We start from the raw sequence: 19,170 nt of genomic DNA, 5'->3' as shown, positions 1-19,170 counted from the left end.
GTATAAGAGACAGCCTGCTCGCCACCGTCGCCTGTCGCGAGCCGCCACCGCCTCCCGCGCCCCCCGTTTCTCCTCCCAAAGCCGCCGTCACGCCGCGCCCCACGGGGCCGGTGCGCTGGGGCGAAATCGAGGGGCGGGTGCGGCTGACAGGCACACCTCCCGCGCCCTCCACCGGGCCGACCTCCGCCACCGTGGCCCATGTCTGTGGCGACCAGGCGCAAGACCGCTCGCTCGTCGTGGGAGGGGAGGGCGCCCTGGCCCATGCCGTCGTCTCGCTCCAGGACGGCGCCGCGCTGCCCGCCCCGGAGACGCAGGCCCCGGCGCCCGTGCTGGACCAGAAGCAGTGCCACTACGAGCCCCCGGCGCTCGCCGCCCGCGCGGGCACGGAGGTGGTGCTGCGCAACTCCGACCCGCTGGTGCACAACGTGCGCGCCCAGGCCGGGGCCAACCGCTCCGTCTTCAACGTGGCCATGCCGCTGGAGGGGATGACGCTGCGCCGCCCCCTGCCCGCCGAACCCGGCACCGTCCAGGTCCGCTGCGACGTGCACCCCTGGATGCGCGCGGTGGTCCGCACCTTCGACCACCCGTACTTCACCACCACCGCTCCGGACGGGCGCTTCCGGCTGCGCGTCCCGGAGGGCTCCCACAGCCTCGTCTTCTGGCACGAGCGGCTGCCCGGGGCCTCTCAGACGGTCACCGTCCGGGCCGGAGAGACCGTCCAGGTGGAGCAGACCTGGGACGTAGGCGCGCTGCGTCAGGAAGCCGCGGCCGGAAAAGGCCCTCCCTGAAGGTGCCGTCATGCCCTGGGGGGTGATGGGGAAATTATCGGCCCCCGAGGACGTCTGACTGGTGGGAACCCAAATCCCTGGTCAAATTTCTGTTTTGGTGGCAAAATTTCACAATCGGAAACCGTAGACTTCCGAACACGGGGGGACGACACACCATGCACCAGCCCAGGAAACAGACGATGGCGCCGAGCGAGACCGACCGGGCGGCCAGCGGGGCTCGCCGCAAGGGCGTCCGCCCCGTGGGGATGCAGGAGATGGGTCCCGGCCTCTACGAGCAGATCCGCCAGGCGCTGACCGAGCTGTCGCTGGCGTCCTCGCCCCGGCCCTGAAGCACCCTGTCGTCTCGGGGCCTCGGGGCCTCGGGGCCTTCGGGCACGCCGCAAAAGCAACGGGGCCCACCCGAGCAACTCGGGGGGCCCCGGAAGATGGAAACCGCGAGTTGGAACCCTACAGGTCCTCGTCCTCGGCCGGCTCGGCGGGCGTCTCGGCGTCCTCGTCCTCGAAGGCTTCGAGACCTTCCTCGTCCTCCTCGGCCGCGGGAGTCTCCTCCGGCTCCGGCTCGATGACCTTCGGAGCGGCCGCCAAGCGGCCACGGCGGCCCTCAGGCGCCTTGACCACGACGTTCTCCCGCTGATCCGCCCCGCACTTCGGGCAGATGGGGTCCGGCTTCTTCATGTCGTAGAACTTCGTCGCGCACTTGTAGCAGACGTGCTTGTTCCCGAGATCCTTCGCCGGCATCCGCCACCCTCATCAAAGGCTAGAGAAAAAAGGGAGGGCGGCTGAATAGTTGGGCCGACGGACAGAGTCAACCGTGTGTTTGCGTGGGGGATTTCTGGCGGTAGCATCCCCGCCGGTTTCCCCTGAGAGCCGGACTCCCCCTTGAACTTCACCTGCGACAATTGCCAGAAGCGGTACTCCATTGCGGACGAGAAGGTCCGCGGCAAGACGGTCAAGGTCCGTTGCAAGAACTGCCAGAACGTCATCACTGTTGAAGGTCCCGCCGAGGAGGAGAACACCCGCGTGGTGTCGCTCGCCGACGTGGAGCGCATCCGGGCGCAGGAGCGGTCGCTCGCGGGTGGCGCAGCCGCGCCCGCTGCCGCCGCACCCGCCGCCGCAGCAGCGCCTGCTCCCCTGTCCCGTCCTCCCGTGTCGGCCCCGCAGACTCCCTGGGACGACGAGCCCACGCGCACCGCGCCGCCCCGTCAGACGGCGGGCGCGCCCTGGTTCGTGATGGTCCGCAACAAGCAGGAGGGCCCGCTGGACGAGGCGGCCGTCGGCGAGTGGATGGCCGCCGGCACCATCAGCGCGCGCAGCTTCTTCTGGCGCCAGGGCATGCCGGACTGGAAGCGGGGCTCGGACATCCCGGAGCTGGCGGCGCTGTTCGCCCCCGCCGCGCCCCCGGAGCCTCCGCCGGCGCCGCCCGAGCCGGCGTTCGTGGCCACGGCGCCTCCGCCGCGCGCCGCCCCGCCCGCCCGCCGCGAGCCCGAGCCCCAGCAGCCCTTCTACGCCGAGCCCGAGCCGGGGCCGTCCGCCTCCGACCCGGAGCCCGACGAGGACGATGGCTCGCTCACGCTCTTCGGGAACTCCGGTCAGCAGGCCGCCCCCGCTCCCGCTCCCGCCCGCCGAGGGCAGGTGGAGGTGACGCCCGCCGCCGGTGGCGCGCCCCTCAACGAGCTGTTCTCCGACCTGGACCTGCCCGGCAACCGGGGTGGGGCGGAGGACGACGAAGAGGCCCGTCAGGACGAGACGCGGGAGGATGACCGCGACGACGAGGACGACGCGCAGCAGGCGGTGGAGGACTCGAAGGCCGCCCGCAAGAGGCCCGTCGTGGCCCCCCGCCGCAGCCCGCTGAAGCTGGTGCTCGTGGTGCTGCTGCTGCTCATCATCCTGCCGGTGGTGGCGCTGTTCGCGCTCTCGGCGCTGGGCATGCTGCCGCCCGCGGTGGCGGACCTGGTCGGCAAGGTGACGGGCAAGTCGTCCGCGCCCCTGGCTCCGGCCCCCGCGCCGCTGCCGCGTCAGGCCGCTCCGACGCAGGAAGGCACTACGCCCGTGGCAGCGCCTCCCGCCCAGGAAGGCACCGCCCCCGTGGCGCCGCCGGCCCAGGAAGACACCGCTCCCGTGGCACCTCCCGCGGAGGGCGGCGAAGCAGCGGCCCCGGCGGAAGGCACCCTGATGTAGCCGACCTGTGAGGTGGGCCTGCTCCGCGCCGCGCGGGGAGCAGGCCCTTCTCCAGGGCAGCCTGTTCCGGCCGACGAACCCGGCACGTCGAGCAGGCCGTCATCCCGCACGAGGCCCCGCCCTCCGGAGCGCCCCCGCTTCCTACAGGTCTACAGGTCGAAGTTCCCCGTGGGCGGCGGCTTCTTGCCGCGCTTCGCCCGTGTGCGCGCGGTGCGGACCTCGGCGCGCAGGGCGTCGGTGGCCTCGGCGTCCACCGTTCCCGCCTCCAGGTCCACCACGTCGCCCTCGCGCACGCCGGGCGGCAGGGTGGTCAGGGCGCGGGTCACCTGCCGGCCGTCCACCACCAGCACGGCGACGTCGTCTTCGATGCGGTCCACCGTGGCCTTGGGCATGGTGCGTGTTCCCCTTTCGTCAGGGATGGCAGTCGCCCGCGGGCTGGCGGTCCGTCTTCAACGCCTCCTCGCGGGTCTTGAAGGTGAGGAGGTTTTCCTCGTGGATCAACCGCGCGCTGCGGCAGGTGGGCTTGTGGAAGATGCGCTTGTGACGGCTCGCCACGTAGCCGCCCCTCATGGGCACGCTGGCGGTCGCGCGCGGCGTCTCCGGGGCCTCCACGGTGCGGCTGCCCCGGCGCGCCGGGGGCAGGTCGTCCACCTCCACCACCTTGCTGACCCGGGCGGACGTGTCGCGAGGCGCCTCCACGGCGCGCACCGGCTCCGTCCGCGCCACCGCGGGCGGAGGCGTCTTCGCGGTGGGCGGCGAGGGCTTCGGCTTCACCGTGGACACCAGCGGCGGACGCGGATCCTCGCCCGGGAAGATGTGCCGCGCGGAAGAGGGCTCGCCGGGAGAGGGGCGCTGCAGGGCGAGCTCGAACTGCTTGCCGTCACTCACCGCGTGCACTTCGCCGTTCACATCCGTGCGGAACGTGCTCGCGCCCATTGAACTCGAACGCAGCCGCGCGAGGACGTCCCGGACCTTCGGGTCGCGACCCAGGCTGTCGTCCCCGCTGAGCACGGCGGCCTGTGGGCGCACCGTTTCCAGGAATGCCTGCGAGTTGGCCCCCTCCACGCCGGGCGATGCGACCTTCAGCAGCGTGGCCGGCACCAACCTCCCCAGCCCCAGCAGGTGTGACTCCGTCTCCGCGCGCGCCGCGCCCGCGAAGAGCACCGACGTGTCCCCGTACGTGAGGCGCAGCACGATGGAGTTCGCCGCGTTCGCGCCCGTCCCGTCCGGCGCACCGGTCAGGAGCGGCTCGGCGGGGGCGCGGGGCCAGAGCACCGTGAGGTTCACGCCTTCCTCCAACGTCAGGCGGACCGGCTCCTGGGGCGCGGTCGATGACGGCGCGGGCGAGAACACCCGCACCCCGCGCGAACCCACCGCCGTCAGGAGCGCGTCGTAGGCGGACGAGGTGTCGGGGAGCTGCGGCTCCATCAGCCGGCGCGCGCCCACGCGCTTGATCACCGCGTCCAGCGCGCCGTGGTGCTTCGGATCCGGATGGGTGAGGACGACAAGGTCCAACTCCCGGCGCAGCAACTCCGGCAGCCGGTTCACCAGGTGCGACTGGGCCGACGCGGGCCCCGAGTCCACCAGCACCGTGTTGCCCTTCGGCGAGATGATGAGCGCGGCCTCACCCCCGCCCACGTCGAAGAAGTACACGTGGAGCTTCCCGTCCGGCGCGCCACCGAAGTAGCGCGACTTCTCCGGGGCCGCGCCCTGCTGCTGCGGCTGCGCGGGTTGCTGCTGACACGCCAGGGAGGCGAGCAGCATCCCCACTCCGAGGGCGATGCGGGGGCTCATGGGTGACAATCCTCGGCGGGACGGCGCTCGCGCATGGCTTCGGCGCGGCGGGAATAGACGGTGCGTTCGTTCTTCGAGCGCTTCAAGGTCGAGCAGTCCTCGCGGTGGAACACCTTGCTGCCCTTCAGTGACACGAAACGCTGCGCCGTGCTCCCGGACTCGCTCGGGGTGGCAGGGGAGGTCGTCCGGGAGGGCGCCGACTCCTTCTCCACCGCGCGCCCACCCTGGCGCTGCGGCGTGGGCAGGATGGGGCCGAGCGCCACGGGGCTGCCCGCCTTCTGCGTGCCGGGCACCCTGGCCAGGGCCGACGCCTCGCCTCGGGCCGTGCTCACGGTGACGTGGGTGCCATCGCTCACCGCCACCACCTCGCCGTCCTGGTCGGTGCGGAAGGTGCGCGCGCGCACGGTGCCCAGGCGCCCCAGGACCTCCGGGCTCGGGTGGCCGTAGTCGTTGCCCGCGCCGCACGAGATGACCGCCACCTGGGGCTTCACGCGCTCCAGGAAGGCCGTGGTGGAGGAGTGCTTGCCGCCATGGTGCGCCACCTTCAGCACGGTGGCGGTGAGGTCCACGGGCTTCTGCAGCAGCAGCTCCTCCGTGGGCGGCTCCGCGTCGCCAGTGAAGAGGAAGGCCGTCTTGCCAAAGGTCAGCTTGGCGACGAGCGAGTTCGCGTTCGCGTCCGAGCGCGTGTCCGAAAGAAAGGACTCCTGGGGCATGCGCGGCCAGAGCACGGTGAGCGCCACGCCCTCGCCCAGGCCCACCGTGAGCAGCGTCTGGGGGGAAGTGGGGTTGGGCTCCGGGCTCATCACCTGGCCCACCTCGCGGCCCACGAAGTCGAGCAGGTCGCGGTACGCCTCGCTCGGGTGGTCGAAGCCGGGGTCCATGAAGCGCTTCGCGCCCACCGCCTTGAGGGCCGCGGGCAAACCCCCCAGGTGGTCCAGGTGCGGGTGGGTGAGGATGACCAGGTCCAGGGGCTGCTTCACCAGCTCGCGCAGCCGCGCCGCCAGCCGCTTCCCGGCCTCCGGGGGCCCCCCGTCGATGAGCACCGTCTTGCCCGCTGGCGAGACGATGAGGGCCGCATCCCCCTGGCCTACATCGAGGAAGTAGACCGTGAGCTTCCCGGGCGCGGGGGAGGGGAGGGCCGCATGGCCCGGCACCGCCGCGAGCAGGAAGAGGAGGACACCGAACAGCCGCGCGAAGACCTTCACGGCGGGAACTCTACCGCCCCGCTCCCATTCACGGCACTCCGTGCGTCCACCGGGCGTCCTTGCACACCCGCGAGCGCTTCCCCGGGGCCCTGGAACTGCGCTAAGGGGCCCGCATGTCGTCCGACGCCGAAGGCTTCATCCCCGTCCTGGAAGAGCTGGTCGAACAGGCCCGCCGCCGCCTGCACGCCTGGAAGGCAGAGCAGGAGGCCGTGGCGCCCGCGCCCGCCGCCGTGCTGAGCCCGGAGCCGCCTCGCGCGGCCGGGAGCAAGGTCGCCACCGCGCGCGTCGACCCCGCGTCCGTCCAGAAGGCGACGGACCTGGCGCCGTACATCGACCACACGCTGCTCAAGCCGGAGGCCCGCGCCGAGGACGTGGTGCGCGTGGCCGAGGAGGCCCGTCAGTACGGCTTCGCCACGGTGTGCGTGAACAGCTGCCACGTGGCCACCGCCGCGCGGGTGCTGGCCGGGTCGTCCGTGCTGCCCATCGCCGTGGTGGGCTTCCCGCTGGGCGCCATGCTGTCCGCCGCGAAGGCGTTCGAGGCGCGCGAGGCCATCCGCGCCGGGGCGCGTGAAATCGACATGGTGATCAACCTGGGCGCGCTCAAGGCCCGCGACTACCAGCGCGTGCACCAGGACATCGCCGCGGTGGTGGAGGCCAGCCACCCCGTGCCCGTGAAGGTCATCCTGGAGACGGGCCACCTCACCGACGAGGAGAAGGTCGTCGCGTGCGCGCTGTCCAAGGCCGCGGGCGCCGCGTTCGTGAAGACGTCCACGGGCTTCGGGCCCGGCGGCGCCACGGTGAAGGACATCGAACTGATGCGCGCGGTGGTGGGCGACGAGGTGGGGGTGAAGGCCTCCGGCGGCGTGCGCTCGGCCGAGGACGCCGTGAAGCTCCTGCGCGCGGGGGCCAACCGGCTGGGCGCGTCCGCGTCCGTGGCCATCGTCACCGGCCAGATCTCCACCGCGCAGTACTGACCAGAAGGCGCGAGGGCCCCACCGTGACACCGAAGCAGCAAGAGGACTTCCTCCAGCAGTTGCTCGCGCTCCACGCGGAGCTGACCGGGAAGACACCCCTGCGCATCGAGCCCAACCGCACCGACGAGGCGCGCGTGGGCGGCGACGAGGACGAGCAGCCCCTCAACGAGATGATGCAGACCATCGCCTCCAGCCGGAACCGCAACACCGACGGCACGCTGGCGCGCGTGGTGAAGGCCCTGGGCAAGCTGCGCGAGGAGCCGGACTCCTTCGGCGACTGCGAGGAGTGCGGCGACGAGATCCCCCTGGGTCGCCTCAAGGCCATGCCCTACGCGGAGTTCTGCGTCGCGTGCCAGGGCAACAAGGACGGCCGCAAGGGGCCCGTCCGCCGCAAGCACCTCACCGACTACGACACCTGAAACGAGGCGACGCGCAATGGACACCACCGGACTCAGGGAGCGGGCGGAAGCGTGGCGCAAGGCGGATCCGGATCCGGAGACCCAGGCGGAGCTGGCCCAGGTGCTCGCGACCTCCAACTGGGCGGACCTGGCGGACCGCTTCGCCCAGGACCTGGAGTTCGGCACCGCGGGCCTGCGCGGCGTGCTGGGCGCCGGCCCCAACCGGATGAACCGCGCCGTCGTGCGCCGCACCACCGCGGGGCTCGCGCGCTACCTCAAGGCCACCGTGCCGGACGTCACCTCGCGCGGCGTGGTGGTGGGCCGTGACGCCAGGCGCTTGAGCCAGGAGCTGGCGGAGGACACCGCCGCCGTCTTCATCGCGGAGGGCATCCCCGCGCACGTCTTCCCGGAGCCGGTGCCCACGCCCGTCACCGCGTTCGCCGTGCTGCACCTGAACGCCGCCGCCGCGGTGATGGTCACCGCCAGCCACAACCCGCCCGAGTACAACGGCTACAAGGTCTACTGGGGCAACGGCGCCCAGATCGTCCCCCCGCAGGACGTGGGCATCGCGGACGCCATCGCGAAGGTGGAGCCCGCCAACCAGGTGCCCCTGCTCACGCCGGCGCAAGGGCGCGCGAAGGGGCTGTGGCGCGACCTGCCGGAGGACGTGGGCAACGCGTACCTGCGCGCCATCCTGGACCTGCGCCTGCACCGCAAGGGCAGCGACAGCCTGTCCATCGTCTACACCGCCATGCACGGCGTGGGCGGCGCGTGGGCGGTGCTCGCGCTCAAGGAGGCGGGCTTCCCGCGCGTGACGCCGGTGGCCGAACAGCAGCAGCCCGACGGCCGCTTCCCCACCGTGCGCTTCCCCAACCCGGAGGAGCCGGGCGCCATGGACCTGTCGCTCGCCACCGCGGAGCGCGTGCGGGCGGACCTGGTGCTCGCCAATGATCCGGACGCGGACCGGCTGGCGGTGATGGCGCGCGACGCGTCCGGGAAGCTGCGGCTGCTCACCGGCAACGAGGTGGGCGTGCTCTTGGGCCACTACGTGCTCACGCAGGGCACGAAGCGCTCGCGCCCGCACGTCGTCACCACCATCGTGTCCTCCACGCAGCTGGGCGAAATCGCGCGCGGGCTGGACGCCGCGTACGACGAGGTCCTCACGGGCTTCAAGTGGATCGCCAACCGCGCGCTGGAGCGCACGCAGAAGGAAGGCACGCAGTTCGTCTTCGGCTACGAGGAGGCGCTCGGCTACACCGTGGGCACCGCCACGCGCGACAAGGACGGCGTGGGCGCGGCCCTGGTCGTCGCGGACATGGCCGCGTGGTGCGAGGCGCGCGGCACCACCGTGCTGGGCTACCTGGAGGAGATCCAGCGCCGCTTCGGCCTGCACGTGGGCGCCCAGCGCAACGTCACGCTGCCCGGCGCCGCCGGAGCGCAGACCATCCGCGCCATCATGGAGGCCTTCCGCGCCTCACCGCCGGAGCGCATCGGCGACACCCGCGTGAGCGCAGTGCGCGACTACCAGCGGGGCGAGGGCGGCCTGCCGCCGTCCAACGTCGTCGCCTTCGCGCTGGAGGGCGGCGGACGCGTCACCCTGCGCCCGTCCGGCACCGAGCCGAAGATCAAATACTACTTCGAGCACAAGGAGACGCCCGCCCCCGGCGAGCCGCTCCCCCAGGCCCGAGCGCGCGCTGAAGCCCGGCTGGCGGCCCTCATCGACGCCTTCCTCGTCCTCGCCCGCGAGCGCGGACAGCCGGCCTAGGCGCCGGCCCAAGGGGCCCTTCGTACTCCTGAGTCCTGAATCACCCTTCAACCCCCCCGGGCCGCGCGTTCATCCGTCGCGGCCCATCGCAGAAAGGAACAGCGTGAAGCGCTTCATTCCTGGTTTTCTCCTCGCCGTGCTCCTGGCCGTTCCCGGCACCGCGCTCGCGCAGCGCGGGCAGGGCTGGTCCGTCCTGGCCGCGGATTCGGTGGGAGCGGGCCGCAACGTGTTCACCGGGCAGATTGGCTTCCCGGGCCTGACGCTGGGCCTGCTGCACGGCGGCTCGGACAAGGTCGACGTGGGCGGCAAGTTCACCTTCAACTGGGGCCGCGAGGGCCTGGTGGACGCGACGGACGAGGGCCTCAAGCTGCAGCTGTGGCTGCGCATCATGCTGGCCAAGACGTCCAACGTGTCCTTCGCGCTCACCTTCCAGCCGGGCCCCTTCGTCTACTTCATCGATCAGGGGCGCTTCGACGACAACACGGCCTTCGGCATGGCGCTGCCCATCGGGTTCGTGGTGGGCATCCCCGTCGGCAGCGCGCTGATGCTCAACGCCGGCATCGACATCCCGTTCAACGTCTACTTCGGCGAAGGCATCGGGCCGGTCATCCCCATCCTCTTCGGAGGCGGCCTGGAGTACTTCGTCACCAACCAGTTCAACGTGAACTTCAACCTGCGGCTGGGGCCCTCCATCTTCCCCCGCTTCGACGACAGCGCCTTCACCATGGAAGCGCTGGCGGGCGTGGCCTACCGCTTCTAGTGCGCGGGGCCGGGCGGGGACGACAGGTTCCCCGCCCGGACGCTTCGCCCCGTCGCTACCAGGACGACGTCTGCTCGGGCAGCTCCACCGTGAAGGTGCTGCCCAGGTTGACGCGGCTCTTCACGGTGAGCTTGCCGCCCATGCACTCCACCAGGGTGCGCGCCACCGTGAGGCCCAGGCCCACGCTCTTCTCCGGGGCCTTGGTCGTGTAGTACGGCGAGAAGATGGCCTGCAGCTCGTCCTCGAAGATGCCGATGCCGGTGTCCTTCACGAAGAGCTGCGGACCGAAGTCACCGAACATGTCCGGCAGCTCCACGCCCACGTGCACGATGCGCGGACGGTCCTTCACATCCTCCACCGCGTCCACCGCGTTGCACACCAGCTCCGTCACCACCTGCTCCAGCTGACGGCGGTTGAACACGACGGCGATGGGGTCCTCCGGCAGCACCACGCGCACGTCCGCGCGGCCCAGCCGCCCATCGGCGCGCAGGCGCGACACCACCTCCGGCACCAGCTCGCGCAGGTCGAAGCGCTGGATGTCCTTGGGGTTGGACGGGCCCAGCGACAGCAGGTGCTGGCCGTGCAGGCGCATCTGTTCGCCGGCCACGCCCAGCTTGAGCAGCTCGCTGGGGTCCGGCGGCAGGCCCTCCGTCGCCCGCGCGCGCACATGCTCCAGCGCCCGCTGCAGGCCCACGCCCAGCTGGCCCATCTGCGTCGCCACGTCCGCGGCGAGCGTGCCCACGCGGGCCAGGCGCTCCATGCGCACCCAGCGCGTGCGCGGGTCCTGCAGCACTTCGCGCAGGCCTCCGTGCTCGCGGTGCGCCTTGAGCTCCAGGAGGGTATGGACGCGCACCTTCAGCTCCAGCGGATCCAACGGCTCGGTCGTCAACAAGTCGTCCACACCTGCCTCCATCACCTCGCGGCGCGTCTGGCGGTCCGCGGAAGGCGTCAGCATGAGAATGGGAAGTTGCGGAGAGGTCATCTCCTGGCGGAAGCGCCGATACGCGGCGATGCCCACCGTGCGGGCCTGCTCCACATCCAGGAGCACCAGGTCCGCGGACTGCCGGGACACCGCTTCCAGCGCGGCCGCCGTCCCGCGCGCTGGCATCACGTCGTAACCCGCGGGGGTCAGGATGGAGCGCACCCGCTCCGCGTCCCCCGCGTCCATGTCCACCGCGAGCACCCGCGGCCGGTGGTGTGACGTCGAGCTCATTGCCGTCGTCTCCATTCACGCCACCCCGACCTGAAAGCCCGGCCGGGCAACGCTCGCAGGCGTCGTCCCAGAAACGGGGGAATGCGTCCCGGGCCCGGACAGGGCCACCTGCTGCGCCTGCTTGCTGACCCGTACGCAATCCGACATGAGCGTACTCTTATGCCAGCGGCGTGCCGGACATCCGCCAGGAGCCAGATCTGCTCACCCTGGAAATCGGAAAATCCTGATCCAGTAACGACGGGGGGTTGGCGGGCTTCAGGCGCACATCCAACGCCGTCGGACTGAATCGCGCTTCATGTTTGAGGGGTCGGCCCTGACCAAAAGTGGTTTCGGACCCGGGTGTGAGTATACCCGGGGCCTCTCAAAATGGGCTACCGGGACTCCTGCTCGTAGGGGGTGCCGAGGGCGGCGGGGGCATGGCCGCGCTGGCCCTGGAGGGCGAGGACGAGGAGGGTCAACAGGTAGGGCAGGGCGAGCAGGAAGCCCTGGGGGACGAGGTCGAGGAGCCACGGCGCGCTTGATGCGAGGCCGATGCGCAGGGCGTTGCCGAAGGCGAAGAAGAGGGCGGCGGCGAAGGCACCCAGGGGCGTCCAGCGGCCGAACACCATGGCGGCCAGGGCCATGAAGCCCAGGCCCGCGGGGGTGTGCTGTTCGAAGCGGTCCAGGACGGCGGTGGACAGCACGGCGCCTCCCAGGCCCGCCATCAGCCCGCCACCCAGCACCGCGCCCCACCGCAGGCGGGACACGGAGAGGCCCAGCGTGGCCACCGCGTGCGGCTTGTCGCCCACGGCGCGCAGCCGCAGACCCAGGGGGGTGCGCGTCAGCAGCAGGTGGAAGACGAAGGGCAGGGTGAGCGCCAGGTACGTGGGGGCGGCGTGGCCGGACAGCGCGCCCAGGAGCGGCACGGCGGACAGGCCCGGCAGGTCCCAGCGGGGCAATTGGGTGATGGCCGGGGTGCCGTTGGGGCCGTAGAGGGACTCCAGGAGGAAGGTGCCGCCCGCCATGGCCACCAGGTTGAGGGCCATGCCGGAGACGACCTGATCCGAGCGCCAGCGGATGCTGAGGTAGCCGTGCACCGCCGCGATTCCCGCGCCCGCGGCCATGCCCACCAGCACGGCGGTGGGCGTGGGCATCGCGAGCGCCGCCACGGCCGCGCAGAAGGCGCCCGTGCGCATCATGCCCTCCACGCCCACGCTCACCACGCCGGCGCGCTCCGACAGCATGGCGCCCAGCGCGGCGAACACCAGGGCGGGCGCGGCGTCCAGGGTGGAGAAGAGGAGCGAGTGGAGCACCTCAAGCACGGGGCACCTCGGCCGCTGGCACCTCGGCTGCGGGCTGCTCGCCCGTCGGCTGCTCGCCCGTCGGCTGCTCGCGGCGCCTGCGCAGGACGGCCAGCCACACCATCCGGCCCGCGACGAAGAGCAGCGCGAAGCCCTGGATGAGCTCCGGGAAGCTCTTGTGCACGCCCAACAGCTGCATGCGCGTGCCGCCCGCGCGGAGGATGCCGAAGACGGCGGCGGACACCGCGGCGCCCAGGGGGTGGTTGTTGCCGATGAGCGCGATGGCGATGCCGTCGAAGCCGTAGGGCGCGCCGAGCGAGCCCGGGTAGCGGCCCTCCGTGCCCAGCACCAGCACCGCGCCCGCGAGCCCCGCCAGCGCCCCCGCGAGCGCCATGGCCCCGCCCGCGCGCGCGAGGGTGGGGATGCCGGCGGCTCGCGCGGCTTCCGGGGTGAGCCCCACCGCGCGCGTCTCGTAGCCCGCGCGCGTGCGCGTCAGCCACACCCAGACGCCCAGCGCCGCCACCAGCGCCAGCGGGAAGCCCAGGTTGAGGCGCGAGCTGTCACCCAGGAGCCGGGGGAGCTGCGCGGTGGAGAGGATCTCCGCGGTGCCGGTGATGGAGGACTGGTGCCCTTCGGCCACGGCGCGCAGCGGGCCGATGACGAGCCAGTTGTCCACGAGGCTCACCGCCACCCAGTTGAGCATGATGGTGGAGATGACTTCGTGCACGCCGCGCTTGAGCTTCAGCACGCCAGCGATGCTCGCCCACGCGGCGCCCGCGACGGCCGCCGCGAGCAGGGCCAGCGGGACGTGCAGCAGGCCGGGCAGCGCCACGTGGGCGCCGACGAGCGCGGCGGCCAGGGCGCCCCAGATCATCTGACCCTGCGCGCCGATGTTGAACAGGCCGACCTTGAAGGCCACCGCCACGGACAGGCCGGTGAGGGTGAGGATGGCGGCCTTCATCGCGGCCTCGCCCAGGGGGCGGAGCACCGTCGTGCTGCTGCCGCCGTCCAGGAGCGCGGGCCAGTTGCCCACGCCGCCCCAGAGCATCTGGAGGTAGGCGCGGGTGGCGGTGTCCGCGTCGCGCGTGAAGGCGATGATCAGCCAGCACACCGCGAGCGCCAGCAGCACGGAGAGCACCGACGGCAGCACCTGCCGGGTCCGCTCACCCATGGTCGGACTCCGCGCCCAGCATGCGGCGGCCCAGCTCGCGCTCGTCCAGGTCCTTGCGCGGGAAGTGTCCTGTCACGCGCCCCTCGTAGAGGACGTAGACGCGGTCGGACAGCGCCAGCACCTCCTCCAGGTCCAGCGACACCATCACCACTCCCGCGCCTCGGGCCTTCGCTTCGCGCAGCCGCGCGTGCACCTGGGCCACCGCGCCAATGTCCAATCCGCGCGTGGGCTGCACCACGACGAGCAGCTTCGGCTCCGCGTCCAGTTCGCGCGCCACCACGACCTTCTGCTGGTTGCCACCCGACAGGGCCTGGAGGGCCACGGTCGGGTCGGGCGGGCGCACGTCGTAGGTGGCCAGCAACTGCGTCGCGCGCTCGCGGCGCCCCTTGAAGTCCACCCAGGGCCCGCGTGCGAACGGCGGCTGGCGGTGCCGGCCCAGCGCCACGTTCTCCTCCACCGTCATCGCCTTCACCACCGCGCGCGCCAGCCGGTCCTCGGGCACGTGACCCACACCGCGCGCCTTCGCGAGTGTCGGCGTGAGCCCCGCGAGCGGTCCGCCCAGCAGTGTTCCCCCGCCGCCCTCCAGGGCGCGCAGGCCCGTGAGGACTTCGGCCAGCTCGCGCTGACCGTTGCCGTCCACCCCGGCGATGCCGACGATCTCCCCCGCGTGCACGGTGAGGCTCACGCCCTGGAGCGCGGGACGGCCGTTGTCGCCCTTCGCGCGCAGGTCCTTCGCTTCGAGCACGATGGGGCCGGCGGTGACAGTGCCCGCATGCTCGCCCTGCGAATCATGGACGCCGGGCGCGGAGGTCGCGGGCACGCCGGTCAGCGCGGCGCCGCGTGAGCCTTCACCCACCATCAGCGAGGCCAGGGCGGAGACGGACGTTTCGGCGGCGCGCACCACGGCCACCGTGCGGCCCCGGCGCATCACCGCCACGCGGTCCGCCACGCCCAGCACTTCCTTCAGCTTGTGGCTGATCAACACCACCGTGCGCCCCTGCGCCACGAGCCCCCGCATCACCTGCGCCAGCTCGTCCGACTCCTGGGGCGTGAGCACCGCGGTGGGCTCGTCGAGGATGAGCACCTGCGCGCCCCGGTGCAGCGCCTTGACGATCTCCACCTTCTGCTGCGAACCCACCGTGAGCGTGTCCACGCGCGCCCGGGGATCCAGCTGGAACCCGAAGCGCTTCGCCGTGGCGGCCACCTCGGCACACGCCCGGTTCAGGTCCAGCAGGCCGCGCCGCGTGGGCTCACGGCCCAGCACCACGTTCTCCGCCACCGTCAGCGTGGGCACGAGCATGAAGTGCTGGTGCACCATGCCAATGCCCCTCGCGATGGCGTCGCGCGGGCTCTTGAGCCGCACGGGCTTGCCGTCCATCAGGAACGTGCCCGCGTCCGGCTGGTACAGCCCGTACAGCACGTTCATCAGGCTGGACTTGCCCGCGCCGTTCTCGCCCACCACCGCGAGCAATTCCCCCGGCAGGATGTCCAGCGACGCGTCCTCCAGGGACACGCAGGACCCGAACCGCTTGGCGATGTGCTGGAGGGAGATCAGGGCGCGGCGACCTGGAAGGAGGCCAGCTCCGCCGTCGTCGCCGGCACCGTCAGCTTCCCGGCGAGGATCTCCTGGCGCAGCGCCTCCACCTTCTGGAGCGCCTCCGCCTTGCCCGGGAAGTCCACGCGCACGTCCGCCATGCCCACGCCGTTCTCCTTCAGGCCCAGCACCTGCTCGCCGGCCGTCAGCTTGCCGTCCACCAGCTCCTTCACCGCCTGGTAGATGGCCAGGTCGCTGTGCTTCACCATCGACGTGAGGATGGCCTCCGGCGCCAGGTGCGACTGATCCGAGTCCACGCCGATGGCGAACACCGTCTTGCCCGCGGCTCTCGCCTCCTTCACCGCCTGGATGACGCCCAGCCCGTCCGTGCCCGCCGCGTGGAAGATGACGTCCGCGCCCTTGGCGATGAGGTCCTGCGCCACTTCCTTGCCCGACGACACGCTGTTGAAGCTGCCCGTGTACACGCTCATCAGCGCGCCCGCCGCCTTCGCGTTCGTGGTGCGCACGCCCGCGCGGTAGCCCAGCTCGAAGCGCTTGATCAACGGCACCTCGATGCCGCCCACGAAGCCCACCTTCTGCGTCTTCGTCACCAGCCCCGCCAGCGCGCCCACGAGGAAGCTGCCCTCCTGCTCCTTGAAGAGCACCGTGCGCACGTTGGGCAGCGACTTGGGCTTGCCTTGCGCGTCCAGCAGCTGGCTGTCGATGAGCAGGAACTTCGCGTCCGGGTTCCGCTGGGCCACGTCCCGCACGGCGTTGGCCAGCAGGTAACCGTTGCCGATGGTGAGCTTCGCGCCCTGCTCCACGAGCAGCTCCAGGTTGGGGGCGTAGTCCTCCTGCGCCTTGCTCTGGAGCACCAGCGGCTGCACCGGCAGCGCCTTCACTTCGGGTGCGAGCGTGGCCAGGTCCGAGGAGATGGACTGACGCACCTCGGCAGCGGGGGCGTCCACGTACCGGCCGCCCTCGTAGCGCTTGCCGGCGGCCCACAGCTCCAGGCCGCGCAGGGAGGCGTCGTTGAACGAGTGGTCTCCCCGGCCCCCCACGTCGATGACGAGCCCGACGACCACCGGCTTGCCCTCGGGCGGCTTCGTGGCGGTGGAGGCCTGAGCGGGCGCCTTGGGGGCGTCCTCGGGCTTCTTGGAGCAGGCGCACAGCAGCGCGGCCAGGGCGAGCACATGGAATCGGCGGAGCGTCATGGGCCCAGCTATCTACCAGATGAAGCCCGTGCTTTCCCTTTCCTGAGGGTGCACCGGGAGGGGACTTCCTGCTATGGCCCTGCCTCGTGCAACCCTACGAGCTCATCAAGGCCAAGCGCGACGGCGGCAGGCTGGACCCGTCCGACATCCAGGCGTTCATCCAGGCGTACACCGCCGGCACCGTGGCCGACTACCAGATGGCCGCCATGTGCATGGCCATCTTCTTCAAGGGCCTGGACGCGCGGGAGCTGGGGGCCTGGGCCCGCGCCATGCTGAACTCCGGCGAGGTCCTGGACCTCTCCGACACGCCCGCCATCAAGGTGGACAAGCACTCCACCGGCGGCGTGGGCGACAAGGTGTCCCTGAGCCTCGCGCCCCTCGCGGCGGCCTGCGGCGTGCCCGTGCCCATGATCTCCGGACGCGGCCTGGGCCACACCGGCGGCACCCTGGACAAGCTGGAGTCCATCCCCGGCTTCCGCGTGGACCTGTCCACCGCGGACTACCGCCGGCTCGTGCGCGAGGTGGGCTGCTGCCTCATTGGCCAGACGGCCCAGGTGGCCCCCGCGGACAAGAAGCTCTACGCGCTGCGGGACGTGACGGCGACGGTGGACTGCATCCCGCTCATCGCGTCCTCCATCATGAGCAAGAAGCTGGCGGAGGGCATCGACGCGCTGGTGCTCGACGTGAAGGTGGGCAGCGGCGCCTTCATGAAGACGGCGGACGACGCGCGCGTGCTCGCCCGGACCATGATTGGCCTGGGCGCGGAGATGAACCGCAAGGTCGTGGCCCTGCTGACGGACATGGATCAGCCCCTGGGCCGCCAGGTGGGCAACGCCCTGGAGGTCCGCGAGGCGGTGGACATGCTCCGCGGTGAAGCCCCCGACGACTACACGGAGATCACCTACGCGCTGACGGCGGAGATGCTCGTGCTGGGCAAGAAGGCCGCCACGGTGGAGGAGGCGCGCGGCATGCTGCGCCGCTCCGTGGAGGACGGCAGCGCGCTCAAGAAGCTCAAGGAGATCGTCCAGTCGCAGGGCGGCGACCCGCGCTCCATCGACGACTACTCGCTCCTGCCCACCGCGAAGGCCACGACGGACGTGCTGGCGCCGCGCGACGGCTTCGTCAGCGCCATCCACACGGAGGGCGTGGGCCTGGCGGCGGTGGCGCTGGGCGCGGGGCGGCAGCGGGTGGACAGCAAGATCGACCCGGCCGTGGGCTTCACGCTGCTCAAGAAGGTGGGCGACCCGGTGAAGCAGGGCGAGCCCGTGGTGCAGGTGCACTACAACGACGCCGGCCCCGTGGAGGACGTGAAGGCGCGACTGCTGGCGGCCTACCAGTTTGGCGACCGGGCGCCCGCGGCCCGCCCGCTGGTGCTGGAGCGGCTGGAGTAGGCGCACAAGAAACGGCAAGGCTACCGACCCACCATGGCCCCCTCGTTCCGAGACCTGCTGTCGGAAGTGAAGAAGGAGATCCGCGAGGTCTCCCATGAGCACGTGCGCCACCTCGTCGACACGGGCGCGAAGGTGAAGCTCATCGACGTGCGCGAAGGCGACGAATACGCCGGCGGCCGGCTCCCCGGCGCGGTGCACATCCCCCGGGGCTACCTGGAGCTGCGCATCGAGGAGAAGGCGCAGCGCGACGAGGAGCTCGTCCTCTACTGCGCGGGCGGCACCCGGTCCGCGCTCGCGGCCCGGACGCTGCGGGAGCTGGGCTACACGCGCGTGGCGTCGCTCGCGGGCGGCTACAACCGCTGGAGCGACGCGGCGTTCCCCGTCGAGAAGCCGGTGGTCCTCTCCGCCGAGCAGAAGGAGCGCTACCGCCGCCACCTCACCCTCCCGGAGGTGGGCGAGGAGGGGCAGGCGAAGTTGCTCAAGTCCAGGGTGCTGCTGCTGGGCGCGGGCGGGCTGGGCTCTCCCGCCGCGCTGTACCTGGCCGCCGCGGGCGTGGGCACGCTGGGCATCGTGGACGCGGACGTGGTGGACCTGAGCAACCTCCAGCGCCAGGTGCTGCACACCCTGGAGCGCCGGGGCCAGCCCAAGGTCCAGAGCGCGAGGACGGCCATCGAGGCGCTCAACCCGGACGTGAAGGTGGTGCCGTACGAAGAGCGGCTCACCACCGCCAACGTGGAGCGCATCCTCGCGGACTTCGACCTGGTGCTGGACGGTGGGGACAACTTCCCCACCCGCTACCTGCTCAACGACGCGTGCGTGCTCGCGGGCAAGCCCAACATCCACGGCTCCGTGTTCCGCTTCGAGGGCCAGGTGACGACCTTCCTGCCCGGCAGCGGGCCCTGCTACCGCTGCCTCTACCCCGCGCCGCCCCCGCCGGAGCTGGCGCCCTCGTGCGCGGAGGCCGGGGTCCTGGGCGTGCTGCCGGGGCTCATCGGGATGCTCCAGGCGACGGAGGCCCTCAAGCTGCTGCTCGGGGTAGGGGAGCCGCTCGTGGGACGGCTGCTCACCTTCGACTCGCTGGGGACGCGCTTCCAGGAGCTCAAGCTGCGCAGGGATCCGGAGTGCCCCGTCTGTGCTCCGGGCGCGAAGGTGGAGCTCATCGACTACGATCAGTTCTGCGCCACGGGGGGCTGAGGGCCTCCCTGGCGGGTCCCGGGGTGTGACTTCCTTCCGGGGCGGGATGCATTTTCGCAGGCAACGGTCCGGACGAGGCCGCGTATGATGCCGAGGGCCTGGAGATGGGGTCGCGGTGGAACGTGACCCGGTCGGGCCCGCGGTGCAGCGGTAGGGAGATGACGGCGATGTCCGAGCAGAACGAGAACCAGGACGCGGACCCCAAGGTGGAGGACCGGCGCGACTCGCCGCGGGTCCCCATGCGTTTGAAGGTCCGCTGGCAGGGCGGCACGGAGAGCTTCCTCGACCGTGCGGGAGACCTGTCCCTGGGC

At 71.8% G+C, this 19,170-nt stretch carries 18 protein-coding genes; 9 read left to right on the top strand and 9 right to left on the bottom strand.

Annotation, left to right across the window (positions count from 1 at the left end; translation table 11 throughout):
• Positions 1–2 precede the first annotated feature (2 nt).
• The gene (locus tag D7X12_RS25400; protein ID WP_120627866.1) at positions 3–788 is read left to right on the top strand and encodes a cupredoxin domain-containing protein; all 786 of its coding nucleotides are present in this window, start codon (positions 3–5) and stop codon (positions 786–788) included.
• Between the two features lie 179 nt (positions 789–967).
• Positions 968–1,117, top strand: a complete 150-nt coding sequence (locus D7X12_RS43020) for a hypothetical protein (RefSeq protein ID WP_158620118.1) — start codon at positions 968–970, stop codon at positions 1,115–1,117.
• A gap of 118 nt (positions 1,118–1,235) precedes the next feature.
• Here D7X12_RS43020 and D7X12_RS25395 read toward each other — a convergent pair whose 3' ends face one another.
• Complete coding sequence (locus D7X12_RS25395) at positions 1,236–1,526, bottom strand: FYDLN acid domain-containing protein (RefSeq protein ID WP_120627865.1); 291 nt, start codon at positions 1,524–1,526, stop codon at positions 1,236–1,238.
• A gap of 141 nt (positions 1,527–1,667) precedes the next feature.
• Between D7X12_RS25395 and D7X12_RS45135 the strand changes: the two genes are divergently transcribed.
• Positions 1,668–2,966: a GYF domain-containing protein gene (locus tag D7X12_RS45135; protein WP_120627864.1), complete on the top strand. Its 1,299-nt coding sequence runs from the start codon at positions 1,668–1,670 to the stop codon at positions 2,964–2,966.
• A 149-nt stretch (positions 2,967–3,115) separates the two neighbouring features.
• Here the strand turns inward: D7X12_RS45135 and D7X12_RS25385 are convergent, their stop codons facing one another.
• The 3 genes from D7X12_RS25385 to D7X12_RS25375 are packed head-to-tail and all read right to left on the bottom strand — an operon-like array spanning position 3,116 to position 5,965.
• Positions 3,116–3,358, bottom strand: a complete 243-nt coding sequence (locus D7X12_RS25385) for a DUF3006 domain-containing protein (protein ID WP_120627863.1) — start codon at positions 3,356–3,358, stop codon at positions 3,116–3,118.
• Between the two features lie 19 nt (positions 3,359–3,377).
• Positions 3,378–4,760 carry a ComEC/Rec2 family competence protein gene (locus D7X12_RS25380; RefSeq protein ID WP_120627862.1) on the bottom strand — a complete coding sequence of 461 codons (1,383 nt, stop codon included), beginning with the start codon at positions 4,758–4,760 and terminating at the stop codon, positions 3,378–3,380.
• A complete protein-coding gene (locus D7X12_RS25375) occupies positions 4,757–5,965 on the bottom strand; it encodes a ComEC/Rec2 family competence protein (RefSeq protein WP_120627861.1) in 1,209 nt (402 codons plus the stop codon). Before D7X12_RS25375 ends, D7X12_RS25380 begins: the two co-directional genes overlap by 4 nt.
• Positions 5,966–6,078: 113 nt before the next feature.
• Here D7X12_RS25375 and deoC point away from each other — a divergent pair, with 113 nt between their 5' ends.
• The 4 genes from deoC to D7X12_RS25355 all read left to right on the top strand — a co-directional run bounded on the left by deoC (position 6,079) and on the right by D7X12_RS25355 (position 9,862).
• The gene (deoC, locus tag D7X12_RS25370) at positions 6,079–6,939 is read left to right on the top strand and encodes a deoxyribose-phosphate aldolase (RefSeq protein ID WP_120627860.1); all 861 of its coding nucleotides are present in this window, start codon (positions 6,079–6,081) and stop codon (positions 6,937–6,939) included.
• Between the two features lie 23 nt (positions 6,940–6,962).
• The gene (locus D7X12_RS25365) at positions 6,963–7,358 is read left to right on the top strand and encodes a TraR/DksA family transcriptional regulator (protein WP_120627859.1); all 396 of its coding nucleotides are present in this window, start codon (positions 6,963–6,965) and stop codon (positions 7,356–7,358) included.
• 16 nt (positions 7,359–7,374) lie between these two features.
• Positions 7,375–9,102, top strand: coding sequence for a phospho-sugar mutase (locus tag D7X12_RS25360; RefSeq protein ID WP_120627858.1), 1,728 nt, complete (start codon positions 7,375–7,377; stop codon positions 9,100–9,102).
• Between the two features lie 103 nt (positions 9,103–9,205).
• Positions 9,206–9,862: a hypothetical protein gene (locus D7X12_RS25355; RefSeq protein ID WP_208719275.1), complete on the top strand. Its 657-nt coding sequence runs from the start codon at positions 9,206–9,208 to the stop codon at positions 9,860–9,862.
• A gap of 55 nt (positions 9,863–9,917) precedes the next feature.
• On the opposite strand, the gene D7X12_RS25350 is transcribed toward D7X12_RS25355, so the two are convergent.
• The 5 genes from D7X12_RS25350 to D7X12_RS25330 form a co-directional block, all read right to left on the bottom strand.
• The gene (locus D7X12_RS25350) at positions 9,918–11,075 is read right to left on the bottom strand and encodes a sensor histidine kinase (protein ID WP_244224765.1); all 1,158 of its coding nucleotides are present in this window, start codon (positions 11,073–11,075) and stop codon (positions 9,918–9,920) included.
• Between the two features lie 371 nt (positions 11,076–11,446).
• Positions 11,447–12,376, bottom strand: a complete 930-nt coding sequence (locus D7X12_RS25345; protein ID WP_120627855.1) for an ABC transporter permease — start codon at positions 12,374–12,376, stop codon at positions 11,447–11,449.
• Complete coding sequence (locus tag D7X12_RS25340; RefSeq protein WP_244224764.1) at positions 12,369–13,526, bottom strand: ABC transporter permease; 1,158 nt, start codon at positions 13,524–13,526, stop codon at positions 12,369–12,371. Before D7X12_RS25340 ends, D7X12_RS25345 begins: the two co-directional genes overlap by 8 nt.
• Entirely contained in the window at positions 13,519–15,039 is a 1,521-nt protein-coding gene (locus D7X12_RS25335; RefSeq protein WP_120627854.1) for an ABC transporter ATP-binding protein, read from the bottom strand. The genes D7X12_RS25340 and D7X12_RS25335 overlap by 8 nt, the downstream gene beginning before the upstream one ends.
• Before the next feature lie 38 nt (positions 15,040–15,077).
• The gene (locus tag D7X12_RS25330) at positions 15,078–16,274 is read right to left on the bottom strand and encodes a BMP family lipoprotein (protein WP_120627853.1); all 1,197 of its coding nucleotides are present in this window, start codon (positions 16,272–16,274) and stop codon (positions 15,078–15,080) included.
• Between the two features lie 86 nt (positions 16,275–16,360).
• Between D7X12_RS25330 and D7X12_RS25325 the strand changes: the two genes are divergently transcribed.
• Both D7X12_RS25325 and moeB read left to right on the top strand, forming a co-directional pair.
• Positions 16,361–17,665 (top strand): thymidine phosphorylase, encoded by a 1,305-nt coding sequence (locus D7X12_RS25325; RefSeq protein ID WP_120627852.1) that lies wholly within the window; start codon positions 16,361–16,363, stop codon positions 17,663–17,665.
• A gap of 33 nt (positions 17,666–17,698) precedes the next feature.
• On the top strand, positions 17,699–18,859 hold the full coding sequence (gene moeB, locus D7X12_RS25320) for a molybdopterin-synthase adenylyltransferase MoeB (protein ID WP_120627851.1): 1,161 nt from the start codon (positions 17,699–17,701) through the stop codon (positions 18,857–18,859).
• Positions 18,860–19,170: the final 311 nt, after the last annotated feature.

Source organism: Corallococcus sicarius (assembly GCF_003611735.1).
In the GTDB taxonomy this organism is placed as follows: Bacteria; Myxococcota; Myxococcia; order Myxococcales; family Myxococcaceae; genus Corallococcus; species Corallococcus sicarius.
Note: the sequence above shows the minus strand (reverse complement) of the source record. Positions and strands in the feature narration are given on the sequence as shown.